The organism is Pseudomonas sp. Y24-6 (assembly GCF_020295325.1).
In the GTDB taxonomy this organism is placed as follows: domain Bacteria; phylum Pseudomonadota; class Gammaproteobacteria; order Pseudomonadales; family Pseudomonadaceae; genus Aquipseudomonas; species Aquipseudomonas gregormendelii.
This window is the reverse complement of the sequence record NZ_JACBXG010000001.1, coordinates 681,353-697,641: the sequence shown is the minus strand read 5'-3', so window position 1 is coordinate 697,641 and position 16,289 is coordinate 681,353. Positions and strand designations below refer to the sequence as shown.

Annotated in this window: 13 protein-coding genes; 9 read left to right on the top strand and 4 right to left on the bottom strand. The window is 61.2% G+C overall.

The features are described from left to right. Nucleotides 1–66 precede the first annotated feature (66 nt). The 6 genes from HYI44_RS03260 (at nt 67) to HYI44_RS03235 (ending at nt 7,707) form a co-directional block, all read left to right on the top strand. Nucleotides 67–1,824 carry a solute:sodium symporter family transporter gene (locus HYI44_RS03260; protein ID WP_225568750.1) on the top strand — a complete coding sequence of 586 codons (1,758 nt, stop codon included), beginning with the start codon at nt 67–69 and terminating at the stop codon, nt 1,822–1,824. Further along, nucleotides 1,824–3,869, top strand: coding sequence for an alpha-glucosidase (locus HYI44_RS03255; protein ID WP_225568749.1), 2,046 nt, complete (start codon nt 1,824–1,826; stop codon nt 3,867–3,869). The genes HYI44_RS03260 and HYI44_RS03255 overlap by 1 nt, the downstream gene beginning before the upstream one ends. 142 nt (nt 3,870–4,011) lie before the next feature. Beyond that, on the top strand, nt 4,012–5,088 hold the full coding sequence (locus HYI44_RS03250) for a porin (RefSeq protein WP_122838418.1): 1,077 nt from the start codon (nt 4,012–4,014) through the stop codon (nt 5,086–5,088). Between the two features lie 33 nt (nt 5,089–5,121). After that, the gene (locus HYI44_RS03245) at nt 5,122–6,021 is read left to right on the top strand and encodes an aldose 1-epimerase (protein WP_225568748.1); all 900 of its coding nucleotides are present in this window, start codon (nt 5,122–5,124) and stop codon (nt 6,019–6,021) included. After that, nucleotides 6,018–6,893 carry a 6-deoxy-6-sulfogluconolactonase gene (locus HYI44_RS03240; RefSeq protein WP_225568747.1) on the top strand — a complete coding sequence of 292 codons (876 nt, stop codon included), beginning with the start codon at nt 6,018–6,020 and terminating at the stop codon, nt 6,891–6,893. The genes HYI44_RS03245 and HYI44_RS03240 overlap by 4 nt, the downstream gene beginning before the upstream one ends. Nucleotides 6,894–6,921: 28 nt before the next feature. Continuing rightward, nucleotides 6,922–7,707, top strand: a complete 786-nt coding sequence (locus HYI44_RS03235) for a sulfoquinovose 1-dehydrogenase (RefSeq protein WP_225568746.1) — start codon at nt 6,922–6,924, stop codon at nt 7,705–7,707. A 16-nt stretch (nt 7,708–7,723) separates the two neighbouring features. Here the strand turns inward: HYI44_RS03235 and HYI44_RS03230 are convergent, their stop codons facing one another. Beyond that, a complete protein-coding gene (locus HYI44_RS03230; RefSeq protein ID WP_225568745.1) occupies nt 7,724–7,927 on the bottom strand; it encodes a hypothetical protein in 204 nt (67 codons plus the stop codon). Nucleotides 7,928–8,472: 545 nt separating this feature from the next. Here HYI44_RS03230 and HYI44_RS03225 point away from each other — a divergent pair. Further along, nucleotides 8,473–9,072, top strand: coding sequence for a serine protease (locus HYI44_RS03225; protein ID WP_225568826.1), 600 nt, complete (start codon nt 8,473–8,475; stop codon nt 9,070–9,072). A 45-nt stretch (nt 9,073–9,117) separates the two neighbouring features. On the opposite strand, the gene HYI44_RS03220 is transcribed toward HYI44_RS03225, so the two are convergent. The 3 genes from HYI44_RS03220 to HYI44_RS03210 all read right to left on the bottom strand — a co-directional run bounded on the left by HYI44_RS03220 (nt 9,118) and on the right by HYI44_RS03210 (nt 11,442). After that, a complete protein-coding gene (locus tag HYI44_RS03220) occupies nt 9,118–9,387 on the bottom strand; it encodes a hypothetical protein (protein ID WP_225568744.1) in 270 nt (89 codons plus the stop codon). Between the two features lie 87 nt (nt 9,388–9,474). Then, on the bottom strand, nt 9,475–10,518 hold the full coding sequence (locus tag HYI44_RS03215; protein ID WP_122838421.1) for an AraC family transcriptional regulator: 1,044 nt from the start codon (nt 10,516–10,518) through the stop codon (nt 9,475–9,477). Nucleotides 10,519–10,527: 9 nt separating this feature from the next. Beyond that, nucleotides 10,528–11,442 (bottom strand): GGDEF domain-containing protein, encoded by a 915-nt coding sequence (locus HYI44_RS03210; protein WP_225568743.1) that lies wholly within the window; start codon nt 11,440–11,442, stop codon nt 10,528–10,530. 337 nt (nt 11,443–11,779) lie between these two features. On the opposite strand from HYI44_RS03210, the gene HYI44_RS03205 reads away from it, so the two are divergent. Together HYI44_RS03205 and HYI44_RS03200 are read left to right on the top strand one after the other, a co-directional pair. Continuing rightward, the gene (locus HYI44_RS03205; protein ID WP_225568742.1) at nt 11,780–14,308 is read left to right on the top strand and encodes a TonB-dependent receptor; all 2,529 of its coding nucleotides are present in this window, start codon (nt 11,780–11,782) and stop codon (nt 14,306–14,308) included. Between the two features lie 58 nt (nt 14,309–14,366). Then, nucleotides 14,367–16,274 (top strand): phytase, encoded by a 1,908-nt coding sequence (locus tag HYI44_RS03200; RefSeq protein WP_225568741.1) that lies wholly within the window; start codon nt 14,367–14,369, stop codon nt 16,272–16,274. Nucleotides 16,275–16,289: the final 15 nt, after the last annotated feature.

Below are 16,289 nucleotides of genomic sequence, written 5' to 3'. Positions count from 1 at the left end.
CATTTAGCAGCGCTGCGATTTTATCCGAGCGTCTACCCAACCCGTGTTGGAGAACAACTATAAAAAATGAATACGTCCCTGTTCACCTTCCTTAGCATGCTGTTCTTTACCGGCCTGGTGGCCGCCATTTCCTGGTCCTTCACGCGCAAGGCCAAGGATGTCGGTGCCCACGGCTACTTCATGGCCAGCGGTGGGCTCAACGGTTGGTTTATCGCCGGCTCGATGATGCTCACCAATCTGTCCATCGACCAGTTGATCGGCCTCAACGGTGATTCCTATGCCCACAACCTGAGCTCGATGGCGTGGGAGGCCACTGCGGCCGTCTCGACCATCGCCCTGGCGTTGTTCTTTTTGCCGCGCTACATGCGTGGAGGTTTTTCGACGCTGCCGGAGTTCATTGAAAAGCGCTACGACGTCACCACCCGTCGCGTGGTCAGCGCGCTGATGGTTGCCACCTACACGCTGGTCTTGAACCCGGCGTCGCTGTACCTGGGGGCAATCACCTTCAACCAGATTTTCGACCTGCAAGGCATTCTCGGCTGGTCCTACCCGGCCACCATCTCGCTGCTGATCGTCAGCACCGGGGTGATTGGCGCGGCGTACGCGGTACTGGGCGGCCTGCGCGCGGTAGCGGTGTCGGACACCATCAACGGCATCGGCCTGCTGGTCGTGGTCATCCTGATCCCGATCATTGGCCTGTGGACCCTCGGCCAGGGCGATGTACTGTCCGGCGCGCAGACGATCATGCAGGACTCGCCCGAGAAGCTGAATGCCATCGGCGGCCCGCAGGACAAGGTGCCGTTTGGCGCGATTTTCACCGGGATGATTGTTGCCAACCTGTTTTACTGGTGCACCAACCAGGCGATCGTGCAGAAGAGCATGGCGGCGAAAAACCTCGCTGAAGGGCAGAAGGGCGTGCTGTTGTCCGGCTGCCTGAAACTGCTCGTGCCGCTGGCCATGCTGATGCCGGGTGTCATCGCCTGGCACCTGTTCCGCGATCAGCCGCTGTCAAACTCCGACATGGCTTATCCGGCGCTGGTGTCGGTGTTGATGCCCTGGTGGATGAAGGGGTTCTTCGTGGCCGTGATCTTCGGCACTGTGATGAGTCACTTCAACGCGATCATCAACGGCACGGCGACCTTGCTCACCTACGATTTCTACAAGCCGCTGCGGCCCCTGGCCGATGATCAGGCGCTGGTGCGCTTCGGCAAGCGCGTGAGCATCCTCGCCGCCCTGGTGTCGCTGGTCGTGGCGCCGATGCTGATGTATGCGCCGGAAGGCATCTACGCGGTGCTGCGCCGCTTCACCGGGTTTTTCAACATGCCGATCATTGCCATCATGCTGTTCGGGTTCTTCAATGCCCGCGGCGGTGCATTCCCGGCCAAGCTGGTGCTGGGCCTGCACGCCTTGTGCTACGCGGTATTCGTGCTGGGCCTGAAAATCGACGTGCGCCTGGGCATCAGTTTTATCCATGTGATGGGGATCATGTTCGCCATCGAGATGCTGATCCTGATCGCCTTGCGCAACCGCTACGCCCGGGCCGAACCTTACGTGGTGCAGACCTCGAGCCGGATCATGGACCTGACGCCATGGCGCCATGCGGGCAGCTTCAGCATCGTGCTGCTGGCCGCACTGGTCTCGATCTACCTGACTTTTTCTCCGCTGGGAGTGGCCAGTGCGGCCGGGCCGAGCAGTTGGTTCGTGCCGTTGTTGGCGGCGGTGTGGGTCGCGGCGCTGGCGGCCATCAGCGTGGTCCGCCGTCGCTGGCGCCAGCGCGAACCTGATGCCAAATCCTCCCTGCCAACCTGCGAGGTGCAATCCTGATGACGTCTTCAACTTCACTCGCCACTGCCGCTTTCGTCCAGACCGAGGGTGACATCCGCCTGGTGGTCGATGGCCGCGTGTTGTTCTGTCACAGCGAGCGCAACCCGGCGATCTTCGTCGGCCAGGGCGAGGCGGACATCAGCATGCAGCGCGGCAACTTCTCCATCCGTGACTATGTCCAGGAACGGCTGGCCTTGCGTCACGCCTGGTTAGACCAGGCCGCAGCGCGCCTGGATTTGCGCGCCTGGGTCGACGGCCCGGTGCTGCTCAGCCTGAGCCTGCAAGTGCAGGACAACGTGTTGCGCCTGGTGCCACTGAACATTGATGCGGGCATCAACCGCCTGTGGTTGCGCGTACCGGCAGCAGCGGATGAGCATGTCTGGGGTTGCGGCGAGCAGATGTCGTATTTCGACCTGCGCGGGCGCAATTTTCCGCTCTGGACCTCGGAGCCCGGAGTCGGCCGGGACAAGTCGACCTGGCTCACCCTGCAAGCGGACAACGAAGCCAATGCCGGCGGCGACTACTACCACACCAACTATCCGCAGCCGACCTACATTTCCTCCCAGCGCTACTGCCTGCATGCGGTGACCACGGCCTACGCCGATTTTGATTTCCGCCATCAACAATTTCATGAACTGCAGTTCTGGGCGGTGCCCGAGGCGTTCGAATTCCTCCTGGCCGATGACTTCGTGCAACTGGTCAGCCAGGTATCGAGCCATTTCGGTCGCCAGCCGCGCCTGCCGGCATGGGTGATGAAAGGGGCGATTCTGGGCTTGAAGAACGGCCGCGAACACGCCCAGGCGCGTCTCGACGATGCGCTCGACCAGCGCGTCGCGGTCAGCGCCTTGTGGTGCGAGGACTGGGAAGGCCTGCGCATCACCTCCTTTGGCAAACGCCTGTTCTGGGACTGGCAGTGGAACAGCACGCGCTACCCCGATCACGCCGCCTGGGTGGCCAGCCTTGAAGCACAGGACATCCGGTTCATGGGCTACGTGAACCCGTACCTGTGCAACGACGGTCCGTTGTTTCAGGAAGCGCAGGAAGCCGGTTACCTGGCCACGCGAGTCGAAGGCGGCACCTATCTGGTGGACTTCGGCGAGTTCCTGTGTGGCGTGGTCGACTTCACCTTGCCGGCAGCGGCGCAGTGGTTTGAAGAGCGAATCCTGCGGCGCGAGATGCTCGACAAGGGCTTGTCCGGCTGGATGGCCGACTTCGGCGAGTACCTGCCCATCGACCTGAAACTGGCCGGCGATGCCGACCCGATGCTCGAGCACAACGCCTGGCCAGTGCGCTGGGCCGAGGTCAACGCACGGGCCATTGCCAACGCGGGCAAGACCGGCAATGCACTGTTCTTCATGCGGGCCGGCTACAGCGGCGTGCAACGTCATTGCCCATTGCTGTGGGCGGGGGACCAGTCAGTAGACTTCAGCCGCCATGACGGATTGCAGACGGTCATCTGTGGTGCGCTGTCCTCGGGTTTGCTCGGCAATGCCTATCACCACAGTGATATCGGCGGCTACACCAGCCTCTACGACAATTGCCGCACCGGCGAACTGTTCCAGCGCTGGGCCGAGATGGCGGCGTTCACTCCGGTGATGCGTACCCATGAAGGCAATCGCCCGGACCAGAACCTGCAGTTCTGGCAGGACGCCGACACTTACGCGCACTTCGCCCGCATGACCCGACTGTATGTCGGCCTGCGTCCGTACCTGCAAAGCCTGGTGGATGAAGCCGAGGCCAGCGGGTTGCCGCTGCAGCGTCCGCTGTTCCTGCACTACGAGCAGGATCCCGAGACCTATTCGATCCAGGATCAATACCTGTACGGCAAAGACCTGCTTGTGGCGCCCGTGCACGCCGAAGGTCAGCGCGAGTGGACGGCCTATCTGCCTCGTGGCGATCAATGGCAGCACCTGTGGAGTGGCGAGCGATATGCCGGCGGCCAGCGCGTGACGGTTGCAGCGCCGCTGGGTCAGCCTCCGGTGTTCATCCGCGTCGGCAGTCGCTGGCAGGCGACCTTCGAAACCCTGGCGGACCTCGCTCTGTGAGTTGAATCCTTTCCCGGTACACGGCGCCCTGTGCGCCTCCTTCTCGGGAGGCGTCGGGCCTCCCTGCGCCTTGAGATCGCCAATACCTGTACCCGAGTAAGCGAACTTGAATAATAAAAATTATGTTTTTGCTGCTTTTGCCATGACCTGCACCCTCCTGGGAAACCCTGCCGATGCGGCCTCACCGTTGGTGTTCAAGGCTGGAAACCTGAGCATCAACCCTTACGGGATTCTTGATCTGTCGCTGCAGGGCGGCAAGTTCACCGACGATCACCCGGGTCATACCATGGTCTCGGACGGCAACCTGCAGGCGTCGCGAATTGGCCTCAAGATCGACTACGCACTGGGGAACAGCGGCTATGGCGTGCGGGCGTTCGGTGAGCGCGGCCTGGTGCTGCGCAACATCTGGCGCACCGGCTACAACGAGGGCAGGATCTCCACCAACCGTGGTTATGGTGCAGGGGTGACCGGGCCATTCGGTTCGGTCGACATGGGCAGCCTGTACATGCCGATCTACTGGGTGTTCCTTGATTCGGACGTGGCGATGTATGGCCTGTCCAACATGGCCTCGATCATGAGCCTGGAACACACCACGACCCTGGGCAAAAGTGGCACCGGTGGCTTCTATGACACCACCGTGCGCTACCGCACTCCGGAGGTCCATGGGTTCTCCAGCGAACTGGGGTATTCCTACGGTAACTCCAGTATTGAAAACGGTCCGGATCAGAACCGCACCAGCGGCTTCAACCTGCGCTATCGCGATGGTGATACAAGGCTGGGCTACGGCTTCAACCAGCACGATTCGGCTCCCTCGCTGACGACCGGTGAGTTGTATCGGCAAAACACCCACGTGCTCTCCGGCACCGTGCGGCTCGGTGGAGTGCTGTGGGGCGCGAACTACGTCTACTCCGAACGCGATACCGACGTACGCTGGTTCGCCTCTGCGCAGATGGTCAACGCACGCATCACTTTCGGCCCCGGTGACATCACGCTTGGCGTCTCGCACCGTATCGAAGCCGAGGGCGCGCGAGCCTGGGCCACTCACGCGGGCTACCTGTATTCGCTTAATACCAATACCCAGCTCTACACCTACGTGTCTCACATCGAGAATAATGCCGACTCCGGACAGGGGTTTGCGCTGTTGAGTGAAAGCTACCCAAGCGTACCCAAGGGGTACGACCCGTGGGCCATGACAGCAGGTATCCGTTGGGGATTCTGAGCATTGATGAACAGTTGGAAAAAGGCGCCACCCATGAACATGCTTCGTCTGCACAGCGGCGACCTGCAGCTCGACGTACTGCCACAACTGGGCGGTTCCCTGGCCGGTCTGTGGCACCGGGATTTTGCGCTGTTGCGGCCGTGGGATTGCACCCCCAACGTTCGCCGCTCAGCGTGCTATCCGCTGGTGCCCTATTCGAACCGCATCGCAGGAGGGCGCTTCCAGTGCGGCGGGCACGAATATCAATTGCCACGCAATTTCGGCGAGCATGCTCATCCGCTGCATGGCGTGGGATGGCAGCGAGAGTGGCAGGTGGTTGATTGCACCAGCCGTGAATGCCACCTGCGTCTGTCCCATGATCCTGCCAGCGAGGGCGGCGAGGATTGGCCATTTGCGTTTGAGGTCGATCAATATGTCAGCCTTGATGAACAGGGGGTTTCCCTGTCGATGACGTTGCGTAATGCCAGTCGCAAGCCAATGCCGGCCGGTTTGGGTTGGCATCCGTATTTCCCCCGACACCAGGGGGTCGAGCTGTCATTTGCCGCATCGGCGGTATGGCTCAACGGTAGCGACTCGTTGCCCCATGAACGCCTGCCGGTGCCGCCACAGTGGGACTTTGCCCGGCGTCGGGCGCTGGGTCACGTCGGCCTGGACAACTGTTTCGAAGGCTGGCATCGCCAGGCTTCAGTGCATTGGCCGCAAGCCGGGGTCGGCGTCGAGATGACCGCGCAGGAAGGGCTGGATCACCTGGTGGTTTTTACGCCACCGGCACCCCAGGATTTCATTGCGGTCGAACCGGTCAGTCACTTGAACAACGCCATCAACCTGCCTGTGCCCCAGGCCCACGGCATCGTTGTATTGGGCCCCGGGCAGAACATGACGCGCACCTTGCGCATGAGCATCAGGCTGGATGGATCAGGAGCAATAGTATGAGTTACACCGTCAAATGCGTGGTCGATCAAGTCAGTGAACTGGGCGAATGCCCGGTGTGGTCGGTCCGGGAGCAGGTGCTGTATTGGGCCGATATTCTCGCCGGCCAATTGCATCGGCTGGACCCGCAAACCGGAGGAGTGACCAGCCTGACGCTGGGCGAGCACCTGGGCTGTTTCGGCCTGCGTCGGCAAGGCGGCTTCATCGTTGCCCTGCGCACTGGCATCTACTTGCTGGGCGAGGACGGAACACTGGGCCGCAAGCTTGCGGACAACCCCTGCGGGCCCGCAGACAGTCGTTTCAACGATGGTCGAGTCGATCCCTGGGGGCGTTTCTGGGCCGGGACTATCTGGCAACCCCGGGACCGCAATGGCGCCGTCCTGATGCGCATCGATGAGCACATGAATGCGCAAGTCATGGCGCACGACGTCATGGTGTCCAACGGCCTGGCCTTCAGTCCTGATCGGGCCTGGATGTACCACAGCGACACACCCAATCATGTGCTGTATCGCTACCCCCTGGATGGCCAGGGCCAGCCGGGGCCCCGGCAGACTGTTCGCACCTTCGAACGCGGCCCGGGCGGGCGTCCGGACGGCGCCGCATTCGACAGTGAAGGGTGCTACTGGAGTGCGCAGTTCGACGGCGGCCGCATCCTGCGATTGGCACCGGATGGCACCCAACTCGATGAAATTCGTGTCCCCACCCGATGGCCGACCATGGTTGCTTTTGGCGGCCCGGACCTGCGCACGCTGTACATCACCAGTTCTCGGGAAAACCGCAGTGCAGAGGAGTTGGCGACCTGGCCGCTGTCAGGTTGCCTGTTCTCGGTAGAGGTCGATGTGGCCGGTTGCCCCGAGCCTTTGTTTGCCGGTTGAGTTTCCCTATTTTTGCAAGGATTGAATCATGAGCCAGCATACCCAAACGCGTTACCCGTCCCTGACCGGCAAAGTCATCCTGATCAGCGGCGGTGCCTCAGGCATTGGCGCGGCATTTGTCGAAGCGTTTCACCAGCAGGGCGCCCGCGTCGCCTTCCTGGATCTGGACCAGGCCGGTGGGCAGACACTTGCTGCTGCGCTTGGCCAGGACCGGGTGAAATTCCTGCCCTGCAACGTGCGCGATATCCCGGCGTTGCAGGCCGCCATCGCGGCAGTTGAAGCGCAATGGGGGGCGGTGGATGTGTTGATCAATAACGCCGCCCGCGACGATCGCCATCCCATGCAGGACGTCGACGTCGACTATTGGGATGAACGTATGCAAACCAACCTGCGCCACGCTTTTTTCGCCGCCCAGGCGGTCGCCCCGGGAATGACCCGGCGCGGAAGCGGGGTGATCATCAACATGGGCTCGATTTCGTGGATGAGAGGCCGTCCCGGCATGGTCTGCTATACCACTGCCAAGGCTGCAATCAATGGCATGACCCGCACCCTGGCCCGGGAACTGGGCGACAGTGGCATTCGTGTCAACAGTCTGGTGCCGGGTGCGATTCGCACTGCCCGCCAGGATGCCATGTGGGCCAGCGATCCGGCGGGACTGGAATTGGCCAGTCAGAATTTCATCGACCAGCAAATGCTCAAGTTCCGCCTCGACGCCAGCGATTGCGCACGCATGGCGCTGTTTCTGGCGTCTGATGACAGCCGCGGCTGCACGGGGCAAAACTTCGTGGTGGACGCGGGGTTGTCGATTCAGTAGAAACGGCGGATATCCGTCACATTCCGTAACCGGCAGCTTGAGCGGCCTGGTTATCCTGCGCTCCCGCAATCAGGTGCAGCGGCATGTGCTGCACTTCAAGGGTGGTGACTTCAAACCCGCCCACCACCTGCGCCTCTCGCTCCCCCAGGGCGATGATCTCCGCTTCCTTTGCCTTAGCCATTCTCGCGTGGTTCGCTGCGATTTCATTGAGAGTTGACACGATACGTCTCCCGGTGACTGACCAAGCGTAGTGCTGGCGTCCTTGTTCGTTGATAAATTGCCGTCGCGTCAGAAATCCGTTGTTCTGGGGCAGCTATCGGCGTCCATTGCAATCCTTGAGCCAGTCGGGGCCGGGAAATCAGCAGAGGATCATCGACCGGATGATCGGTACTCGCACTCGCGTCTCCGAGACAATTTTGAGCTTAGGCCAGATTGTGAAATCACCCTGCGAATTTTGTAAAACCGCGTCATAGAAAAAACCATGGAAGTGATTTTTATATGTCGTTATTTAGGCGCCAATAATAAGTCTTAGTGTATGTAACCAAAAGCAATTGGACTTAGCACAATTCATTTACTCACGTTTAAAGAACATCGGCCATAAATAACAAAGTACCGGTGCAGCGCCTTCGGCAAGGATAACTACAACTAAAAAATAAAAATTGACGACAAAAAACAGTCTCGTCCTCCCTATTAAGTCGGTGACTCATCATGATCAAGATCATGGCCTGCTTTTTAATAGGAGCTGTACTCGCAGGATGCAACGGCATGGTGAAACCCGATTTTTCGGGGCCCGCCAACGACTCATACTTCACCGTTTTTTCAGGCTTTCCTCTTCCCTATATGTATATGGCTTCGGCTGTGCAATGGAACGAGGAATACGCCGTGACGACGCGTCACACTCCGCTGATCCCTAATGTGCAATACAGCTGCAGTACCGGCTGCGACCTGGTGTTCATCCGTCACAAAGCCAACGGCCGCTATCCCGCCTGGCGTGCGCCACGGGTAGGCGAGGCCATCACCGCCGTGGGCTCCAGCCCGTATATGGCCACCGCGACCGGCAAGGGCAAGGTGTATCAGGCGCCATTTATCAATACCGATGAGAACAGCGGCGATCTGTATGCCATCCACGATGCACCGTTGGTCAAGGGCATGTCCGGTGGGCCGGTCATCGGCAACGATGGCAATATTGTCGGGATCAACATGGGCTTTTATTCCACGACGTTACACGATGTCAGTGCCCATCCCGGAGTGAAAGGCGCCGAGCGCATCAGTGTGTTTATTCCGTATTCGATCATTCAGCGCGAATGGCTGTTATTACAGGCTAAACTTGAAACGTCGCGCGGTACCCGGTTGGCCGCCAAGTAACCAACTGCAGGCCCGGTCAATAGGGCGGGCCTGCACTTCTGCAGTCTAAAGATCTTTCTTGAATTCCTTGTTCAGGTGTTTGTCACCCTTGTGCCGCTCTTTGTCGAGGTGGGTAGCTTCGTTATCTATTTCTTCGTCAGCGTGTTTATCGGCTTTATCCATTTCGTCGGCATCATGATCAATGCCTTTGTCTATCTCACGATGGTCATGGCGGACGTCCTTGGCGATATCGCCCTCGGCGTTGACCGTGGCAACGTGGCCCAGCAGGCCAGATGCCATTAGTGAGGTGATCAGCAGTGCCTTGAAGAGGTGCATGTCAGTCTCCACTTGCCAATGGTCCAATCCCGCTGGATTGGCGTGGTTACAACATAGCCGCCTGCCTCAAACCCATCAAATTCCCGGTTAGCCCATGCCGGAACCGAACAACTGACGAATCAACTTAGGCGTGCTACCGGTCCAGCGCTTGAAAGAGCGCCGGAAATTTGCCGCATCGTTGAAACTCAGGTACTCGGCCACTTCTTCGTTGCTGAAGCCTTTGATTTGATACAGGTACAGCGCCACGTGCTTGCGCACCAGATCCACCTGTTGCTGGAACCCGGTGTGGTGTTTTTGCAGTTTGCGTTTGAGTGTCGCGGGGCTCACGGCAAAGGCGTGCGCGGCCTGTTCGAGGCTTGGGGCCTCGCGCACGTGGGCCTGCAAGTAGCGGTAGACACAGTCGACAAAACTTGCAGTGAAACCCAACTGATCGATTTGCCCCTGGGCTTCCTGCCGGGCGACCTGACCGACCGTTGCCGAGCAGTTGGGCCAGGGCCGTACCAGGTACTCGCGAGGGATGCGCATCAGGTCCAGGGGACGTTTGAACTGCGTGTCTTCGCCCAGGTGCACCCAATACTGCTCGACGTAACGCGGCTCGGCGTGGCTGAAACTGCACTCCCACGGCAGGCGCTGACCACTCTGGGAGCGGCTCATGGCGACGATCGACGTCATGCTCGCCTCCAGCAGGAAGCGCCACTGCTCGCCGGCGCCGCAGCTGTCCAGCCAGTAGAAATAGGCGTGCTTGTCGTCCATTACCAGGCGTGGTGCGGCCAGCGGGCTGAGCAACGTCTGTTGTTGCACCAGGGTATCGAGTGCCTGGTGCAGGTTTTGTGCATGACGCAGGGCGTGGCTGGCAGGGCCGTAATGCCCGGGCAGCAGGCGCTGGCCGAACAGAAAGCTGCTGTCGTCGGCATCGAGCAGGCGCCGGCTGTTGTCGATCAGGGCCAGGAATTGCTGCGGGCTCAGGCGCGTCTGTCCGGCCAGGATGTCGTCGTGGAACAGCCCGGTGCCGCGCAGCAGGCGATGGCTGTCGATGTCCCGCGACAGCGCCAGGTCGATCAGGGTTGCCGGCTGGTAATGCCCGGGGATGAAACGGCTGTCGCTTTCGTACCAGGTATTTTTAAGGGTCATCGCCGCGCCTCAGGCCGTTTTTGCCAGGGGCTGCTTGGCGCGCGCCAGTGCCAGGTTCAGGCGTTTGAGCAAAACGTCAGGTGCCTCATCCATGGCCATCACCACGGCGGTGCTGGCGGACAGTTGCAAGCGCTCGCCATGCTGACGGGTTTTGTGGGCCAGGCCATGCACCGCCTGTTGCAGTTCCAGGGCCAACAGCCGCGCCTGGCTTTCCCCGGTGTTGGGCAACACCACCACGAAACGGTCGCCAGCCAACCGGCACAGCAGGTCCTGGCGGCGCAGGTTGAGCAGCAGTAAATGGCTGATGGCTTGCAACACCGCATCGCCTTCGGCATGCCCGAACGCCTGATTGATCGCGGTGAAGTTGTCCAGGTCCACGGCCATCAGTGAAAGCGGCTGCTCCTGGGCAAGACTCTGCGCCAGGCTGGCAGTCAATTGGCGCTTTAGATAATCGGCGCCCCCCAGTGGCGTCAGCTTGTCGAACAGGCGGTGTTCGCGGAACAGCTTCTCGCGCTTCTCCATTTGCGCGCTGATCGCCAATTGCTCGCGATGCCAATGATAGATGCCGATGGTCAGCAGAATCATCCCGACCGGCATCGGCCCGGATTCCAGCCAGTGATCCCAGGTAATGCTGTCGGGCAGGCGAATGAACTCGTCGAGGCTGTCGATCCACCAGGAGAAAAAGATGCAGCTCAGGCCCAGGGCCAGGTAGTTGGTCACCCGGCCAGCGGGGCGACTCTTGAGCACCAGCCCCAGCCAGACCAGCGCCAGTAGCGCCGAGCCGCCTTCGCCGATGATGTCCAGCCACACCCACTCGCTGACGCTTTTCAGTTCGCCGCAGGCCAGGTGCAGGAGCAATCCGAGGTTGGCCGCCACCAGGAGCAGGGCAAGTTTCCAGCGATGGGGTTTGAGCACAGAGAACATGGCCGCGATCCTTTGGCGAGTGACAGTGCGCGTCAGCACAGCAGATGTTTGTGACAGGCGGGTGACGGGGGCGGGGGGTCGAATCAGCTCAGTGATGTCGCCACATTTTTATCTGACCAAGCGTCCCTGTGGCGAGGGAGTTTGTCTCGCCACAGAAGTTGCGTCCGGCGAGGCAGGTCATTTCAGCTCATTTGCCCCCGCCGATTCGCGCAAAAGCGCGTTTTGAAGCCTTCCCTGCCACCCCCTGTCACAGAACCGTCATCGCGCAACCCTAGCTTGCCCTCCCAGTTGCCGGGCCACTTGCCCGGCGTCAACGGACTCTTGGGGGAGGACATTCATGTACAAGCGCAGCAGCACAGCCGGGTTTGTCGGTTTCACGCTTACCGCTCTGGCCATGGCGATCGCCAGCGAACGGCTGAGTGCCGCCGAATCGGCGACCACCACCGAGCACGTGCAGGTCGTGGGGCAGGCCGCGAGCATCGACCAGGCACTCAAGGAACAGCGCAGCGCCGACAGCATCAAGAGCGTGGTGCACGCCGACGGCATGGCTCAGCTGCCCGACGAAAACGTCGCCGAAGCGGTGCAGCGCCTGCCCGGGATCAGTGTCGAGCGCGACCAGGGCGAAGGCCGCTTTGTCAGCGTGCGCGGCCTGGGCCCCGACCTCAACAGCGTCACCATCAACGGCACGCTGGTGCCCTCGCCGGAAAGTGAGCGTCGCGCCGTGGCCCTTGACGTACTGCCTTCCGAACTGGTGCAGTCGTTGTCGGTGATCAAGACCCTGACCCCGGACATGGACGCCAACTCCCTGGGTGGTACGGTCGATGTGCAAAGCCTCTCGGCCTTCGATCACAAGGGGCTGTTCTATACCGGCAGCACTGAAGCGAGCTACGACAAGAACACCCACCAGACCAGCCCGAAATTTTCCGGCGCGGCCAGTAACCGGTTCAGCCTCGGTGACGGCATCGACAACTTTGGTGTCGCCGCGGCATTGAGCTGGCAGAAGCGCGATTTCGGTTCGGACAACGTCGAAACCGGCGGCGCCTGGGACTTCGAGCAAGGCGCCCGGCTGCAGGAGTTCGAGCAGCGGGACTACGACATCAGTCGCGAACGGGCTGGCGGTGGACTCAACTTCGATTACAAGCCCGACGACCTCAGCAGCTATTACCTGCGCACGCTCTACAGCCGCTACAAGGACAGCGAAACGCGCAACTCCACGGCATTCGAATTTGCCGATCCACTGGCCGCCGCAGAGACCGGCGATGCCGAGGGCTCACGCAAGCTCAAGCAGCGCGAAGAGACCCAGGAAATCCAGTCCTACGTGCTCGGCGGCGAGCGCCTGTTCGGCCTCTGGACCCTGAGCGGGCAGGCCGGCTACAGCCGTTCCAGCGAAGACAGCCCGGGGCACATTGCCAACGCTGCCTTCGCGGGCACTGATGACTTTGCCGACAGTGGGTTCTACGACAACGACAAGCCACGGCCGATCATCGGCCAGGGCTTCTACGACCCGGGCAATTTCAGCCTCGACAAGGTTGATTGGGAGAAGCAGCGCACCACCGATACCGAAAAGAATCTGCGCCTGGACCTGGCACGGGATTATGACTTCAGGGGCTACGCCTCGCAGGTCAAGTTCGGCGGCAAGGTCAGTCGCCGCAACAAGGACAATGATCTCGACGCCTGGGTCTATGAAGACTTCGATGAGCTGGGTTTCAACGACCAGCAGCTCAACCTGGCGCAGTTCCAGAAAGGCACCGTGGATTACCGCCTGGGCCGTTTCGGGCCGGGCATCAGCGCCAGTGCGATCAAGAACCTGATCGGCGGCCTCGATCGCGACGATTTCTACGACGAGACCGAGTCGCGGGTCAACGACTTCAAGATCAGCGAAGACATCAACGCCGGCTACCTGATGAATACCATCGACATCGACGACTGGCGTTTCATTGCCGGCATGCGCTACGAAGGCACCGAGTTCGAAGCCAAGGGCACCGGCGCCACCGATGGTGAGTTTCAGGCGACCGACACCAGGCGTCGTTATCACCACTGGCTGCCGGGGCTGCATGCGCGTTATCAGCTGGACAAGAACACTCAGGTTCGCGCGGCCTGGACCAAGTCTGTTGTACGCCCGACCTTCGGCCAGTTGGCCCCGGGGTTTGTCATCGACGATGACGAGGCTACCTTCGGCAACCCGGACCTCAAGCCATTGGAGTCGAGCAACCTCGACCTGGGCATCGAGCACTTCATGGGCCGCGCCGGTACCGTCTCGGCGTTCGTGTTCTACAAGGACATTCAGAACTTCGTCTACAACACCGACCTTGCCGGTACCGGTGCGTGGGTCGATTTCGCCGAGGCGCACACGTTCGCCAATGGCGACAGCGCCAAACTCTATGGCCTGGAACTGGCCTACTCGCAGAAATTCGATTGGCTGCCTGCGCCATGGAACGGCCTGCTGATCGGTGCCAACACCACCTTCAGCCGCTCCGATGCCGAGATCAAGGGCTTTGATGCCGCCACCGGCACTGACAGCAAGCGCAGCATCGACCTGCCCAGCCAGTCGGACACCGTCGGCAACCTGATGGTTGGCTGGGAGGACGACAAGCTGAGCTTGCGCCTGTCTGCCAACTACAAGTCCGATTACCTCTACGAACTGGCGTCCATCAACGACAAGGCCCACGACCTGCACGTCGACGCCCAGACCTTCGTCGATTTCAGCGCGCGCTATTCGCTGACCAAGGACCTGCAAGTGAGCTTCGAGGCGCAGAACCTCACGGACGAGTCGTACTTCGTCTACACCGGGCAGCGCGCCTACAACGGCCAGTACGAAGAGTACGGCCCGACCTTCAAGCTCGGCCTGACCTTCACCCACTTCTAAGCCCGGGATGGCCGCCGCTGCCATCAGGTTGTACGCACCACAAGGAACTTGCCTGTTCATGAGCATTTTTTTATCACCCTCCCGTTGCCTGCTGGCCGCCCTGATCAGCCTGAGCGTCACCCAGGCCATGGCTGGCCCGGCGAACCTGACAATCACGCCCTGGGCGCCGGACCTCAAGGTCGACGCCGTGGCGTTCCTGCCGACCGGCGCTGACCGCCTGGCCGTCAGTCAGCGAGATGGCTTGCTGTTACTCGACCCCAAAGGCGCGGAACTGGCGCGCCTGCAGGGATCATTCGCCAGCCTGGACAGCCGCGCCCTGGGCTCCCGCGTGCTGGTGGCGAGCCTCGACAATGCGCGGCAGCAAGCGATGCTGGTCAGCCTTGATGCTGAGCAGCGCAGCTGGGGTCAGCCGGTTTATCTGCCGACACGTGACTACCCGGTGAATGGCCTGTGCCTGTACCGCGACGAGGCCAGTAACCTGTTCCTGTTCCTGGTGGGCGAGGAGGGCAAGGGTGAACAGTGGCTGGTTGGCAACGGTGCCCGTCTTGATGCGCAGCCGCAAAGGGTACGCGGTCTGCCGTTGCCGCCTTCGGCAACGGACTGTCGGGTCGACGATGGCGCCCATCAGTTGGTCGTCAACGAGGAGAACGTCGGCTGGTGGGCTTATCCGGCACATCCCGAGGCCGAAGTGACGCGCAGCCCCGTTGCCCTGCGCGAGCCTTTCGGCGAGATCAAACACAGCGCTGGCGCCATGGCCCTGACCCCCGCTGGTGTGGTTGCACTTGACCCGAAGGCCGCGCAATTGCACCTGTATCAGCAGCAGGGCGAGCGCTGGGTGGCCCAGGCCAGCCTTGCATTGCCCGGGATGAAGGAGCCGGAAAACCTCGACGTGCGCGCGACGGCCAAGGGGCTTGAAGTGTTGTTGCGCGACGATGACGATGGCCGTCTGTATCAGGGGCAGCTCGATTGGCAAGCCACACCGGTCGCACGGCCCGCGGAGCTGCCGGTTGTGCCGGCGCAGGCGCAGACCGAACCGGTAGGACGGCAGGGGGACGCCGCCGATGATCCGGCGATCTGGATTCATCCCCAGCAGGCAGGCTTGAGTCGGGTGCTGGGCACCAACAAAAAGCAGGGTTTGCTGGCGTACGACCTGCAGGGCAAGTTGCTTCAGGAACTGCCGGTCGGGCGTCTGAACAATGTCGATGTGCGGCCCAACTTCAAGCTGGGTCAGCAAACGGTCGATCTGGCCGTGGCGAGCAATCGCGATCACAACAGCCTCAGCCTGTTCAGTATCGATCGCCAGAGCGGCGAGCTGCGCGAGGCCGGCGAGATCGCCACGCCCCTCAAGGAAATCTACGGCATCTGCCTGTTCCAGCCAGCCAGCGGGGAACTCTTTGCATTCGCCAACGGCAAGGACGGGACCTTCCTGCAGTACCGCTTGAGTGCGCCGAACGGCACGGTCCAGGGTGAGCTGGTGCGCCAGTTCAAGGTCGCCAGTCAGCCCGAGGGCTGCGTTGCCGATGATCAGCGTCAACGGCTGTTTCTCGGCGAGGAGGATGTGGGCGTGTGGTCGGTGGATGCCAGGGCGGATCAACCGGCAACGCTCGGCAGCGTGATCAAGGTTGGCCCGCAATTGCACGCCGATGTGGAAGGCCTGGCGCTGTATCAAAGCGCCGACAATGACTATCTGGTGATCTCCAGCCAAGGCAACGACAGCTACCTGGTGCTTGATGCCCAACCGCCATTCGCTGCCCGTGGCGCATTTCGTGTCGGTCTGAATACTGCCCTCGGTATCGACGGCGCCTCGGAAACCGATGGCCTGGAGGTCACTTCCGTCAACCTCGGCGGAGCCTGGAGCGAGGGCATGCTGGTGGTGCAGGACGGGCGCAAACGCATGCCCGAGCAAACCCAGAACTTTAAATTCGTGCCCTGGGCCGAGGTCACCAGGACGCTCAAGCTGCCCTGATACGTCATCACCCTG

What these genes read in the sequence shown, in the direction of transcription:
- HYI44_RS03260 (WP_225568750.1), top strand. Translation starts at nt 67, where the DNA reads ATGAATACGTCCCTGTTCACCTTCCTTAGCATGCTGTTCTTTACCGGC.
- HYI44_RS03240 (WP_225568747.1), top strand. Translation starts at nt 6,018, where the DNA reads ATGAGTTACACCGTCAAATGCGTGGTCGATCAAGTCAGTGAACTGGGC.
- HYI44_RS03200 (WP_225568741.1), top strand. Translation starts at nt 14,367, where the DNA reads ATGAGCATTTTTTTATCACCCTCCCGTTGCCTGCTGGCCGCCCTGATC.
- HYI44_RS03210 (WP_225568743.1), bottom strand. Translation starts at nt 11,442, where the DNA reads ATGTTCTCTGTGCTCAAACCCCATCGCTGGAAACTTGCCCTGCTCCTG.
- HYI44_RS03245 (WP_225568748.1), top strand. Translation starts at nt 5,122, where the DNA reads ATGAACATGCTTCGTCTGCACAGCGGCGACCTGCAGCTCGACGTACTG.
- HYI44_RS03250 (WP_122838418.1), top strand. Translation starts at nt 4,012, where the DNA reads ATGACCTGCACCCTCCTGGGAAACCCTGCCGATGCGGCCTCACCGTTG.
- HYI44_RS03215 (WP_122838421.1), bottom strand. Translation starts at nt 10,518, where the DNA reads ATGACCCTTAAAAATACCTGGTACGAAAGCGACAGCCGTTTCATCCCC.
- HYI44_RS03205 (WP_225568742.1), top strand. Translation starts at nt 11,780, where the DNA reads ATGTACAAGCGCAGCAGCACAGCCGGGTTTGTCGGTTTCACGCTTACC.
- HYI44_RS03235 (WP_225568746.1), top strand. Translation starts at nt 6,922, where the DNA reads ATGAGCCAGCATACCCAAACGCGTTACCCGTCCCTGACCGGCAAAGTC.
- HYI44_RS03255 (WP_225568749.1), top strand. Translation starts at nt 1,824, where the DNA reads ATGACGTCTTCAACTTCACTCGCCACTGCCGCTTTCGTCCAGACCGAG.
- HYI44_RS03220 (WP_225568744.1), bottom strand. Translation starts at nt 9,387, where the DNA reads ATGCACCTCTTCAAGGCACTGCTGATCACCTCACTAATGGCATCTGGC.
- HYI44_RS03225 (WP_225568826.1), top strand. Translation starts at nt 8,473, where the DNA reads ATGGTGAAACCCGATTTTTCGGGGCCCGCCAACGACTCATACTTCACC.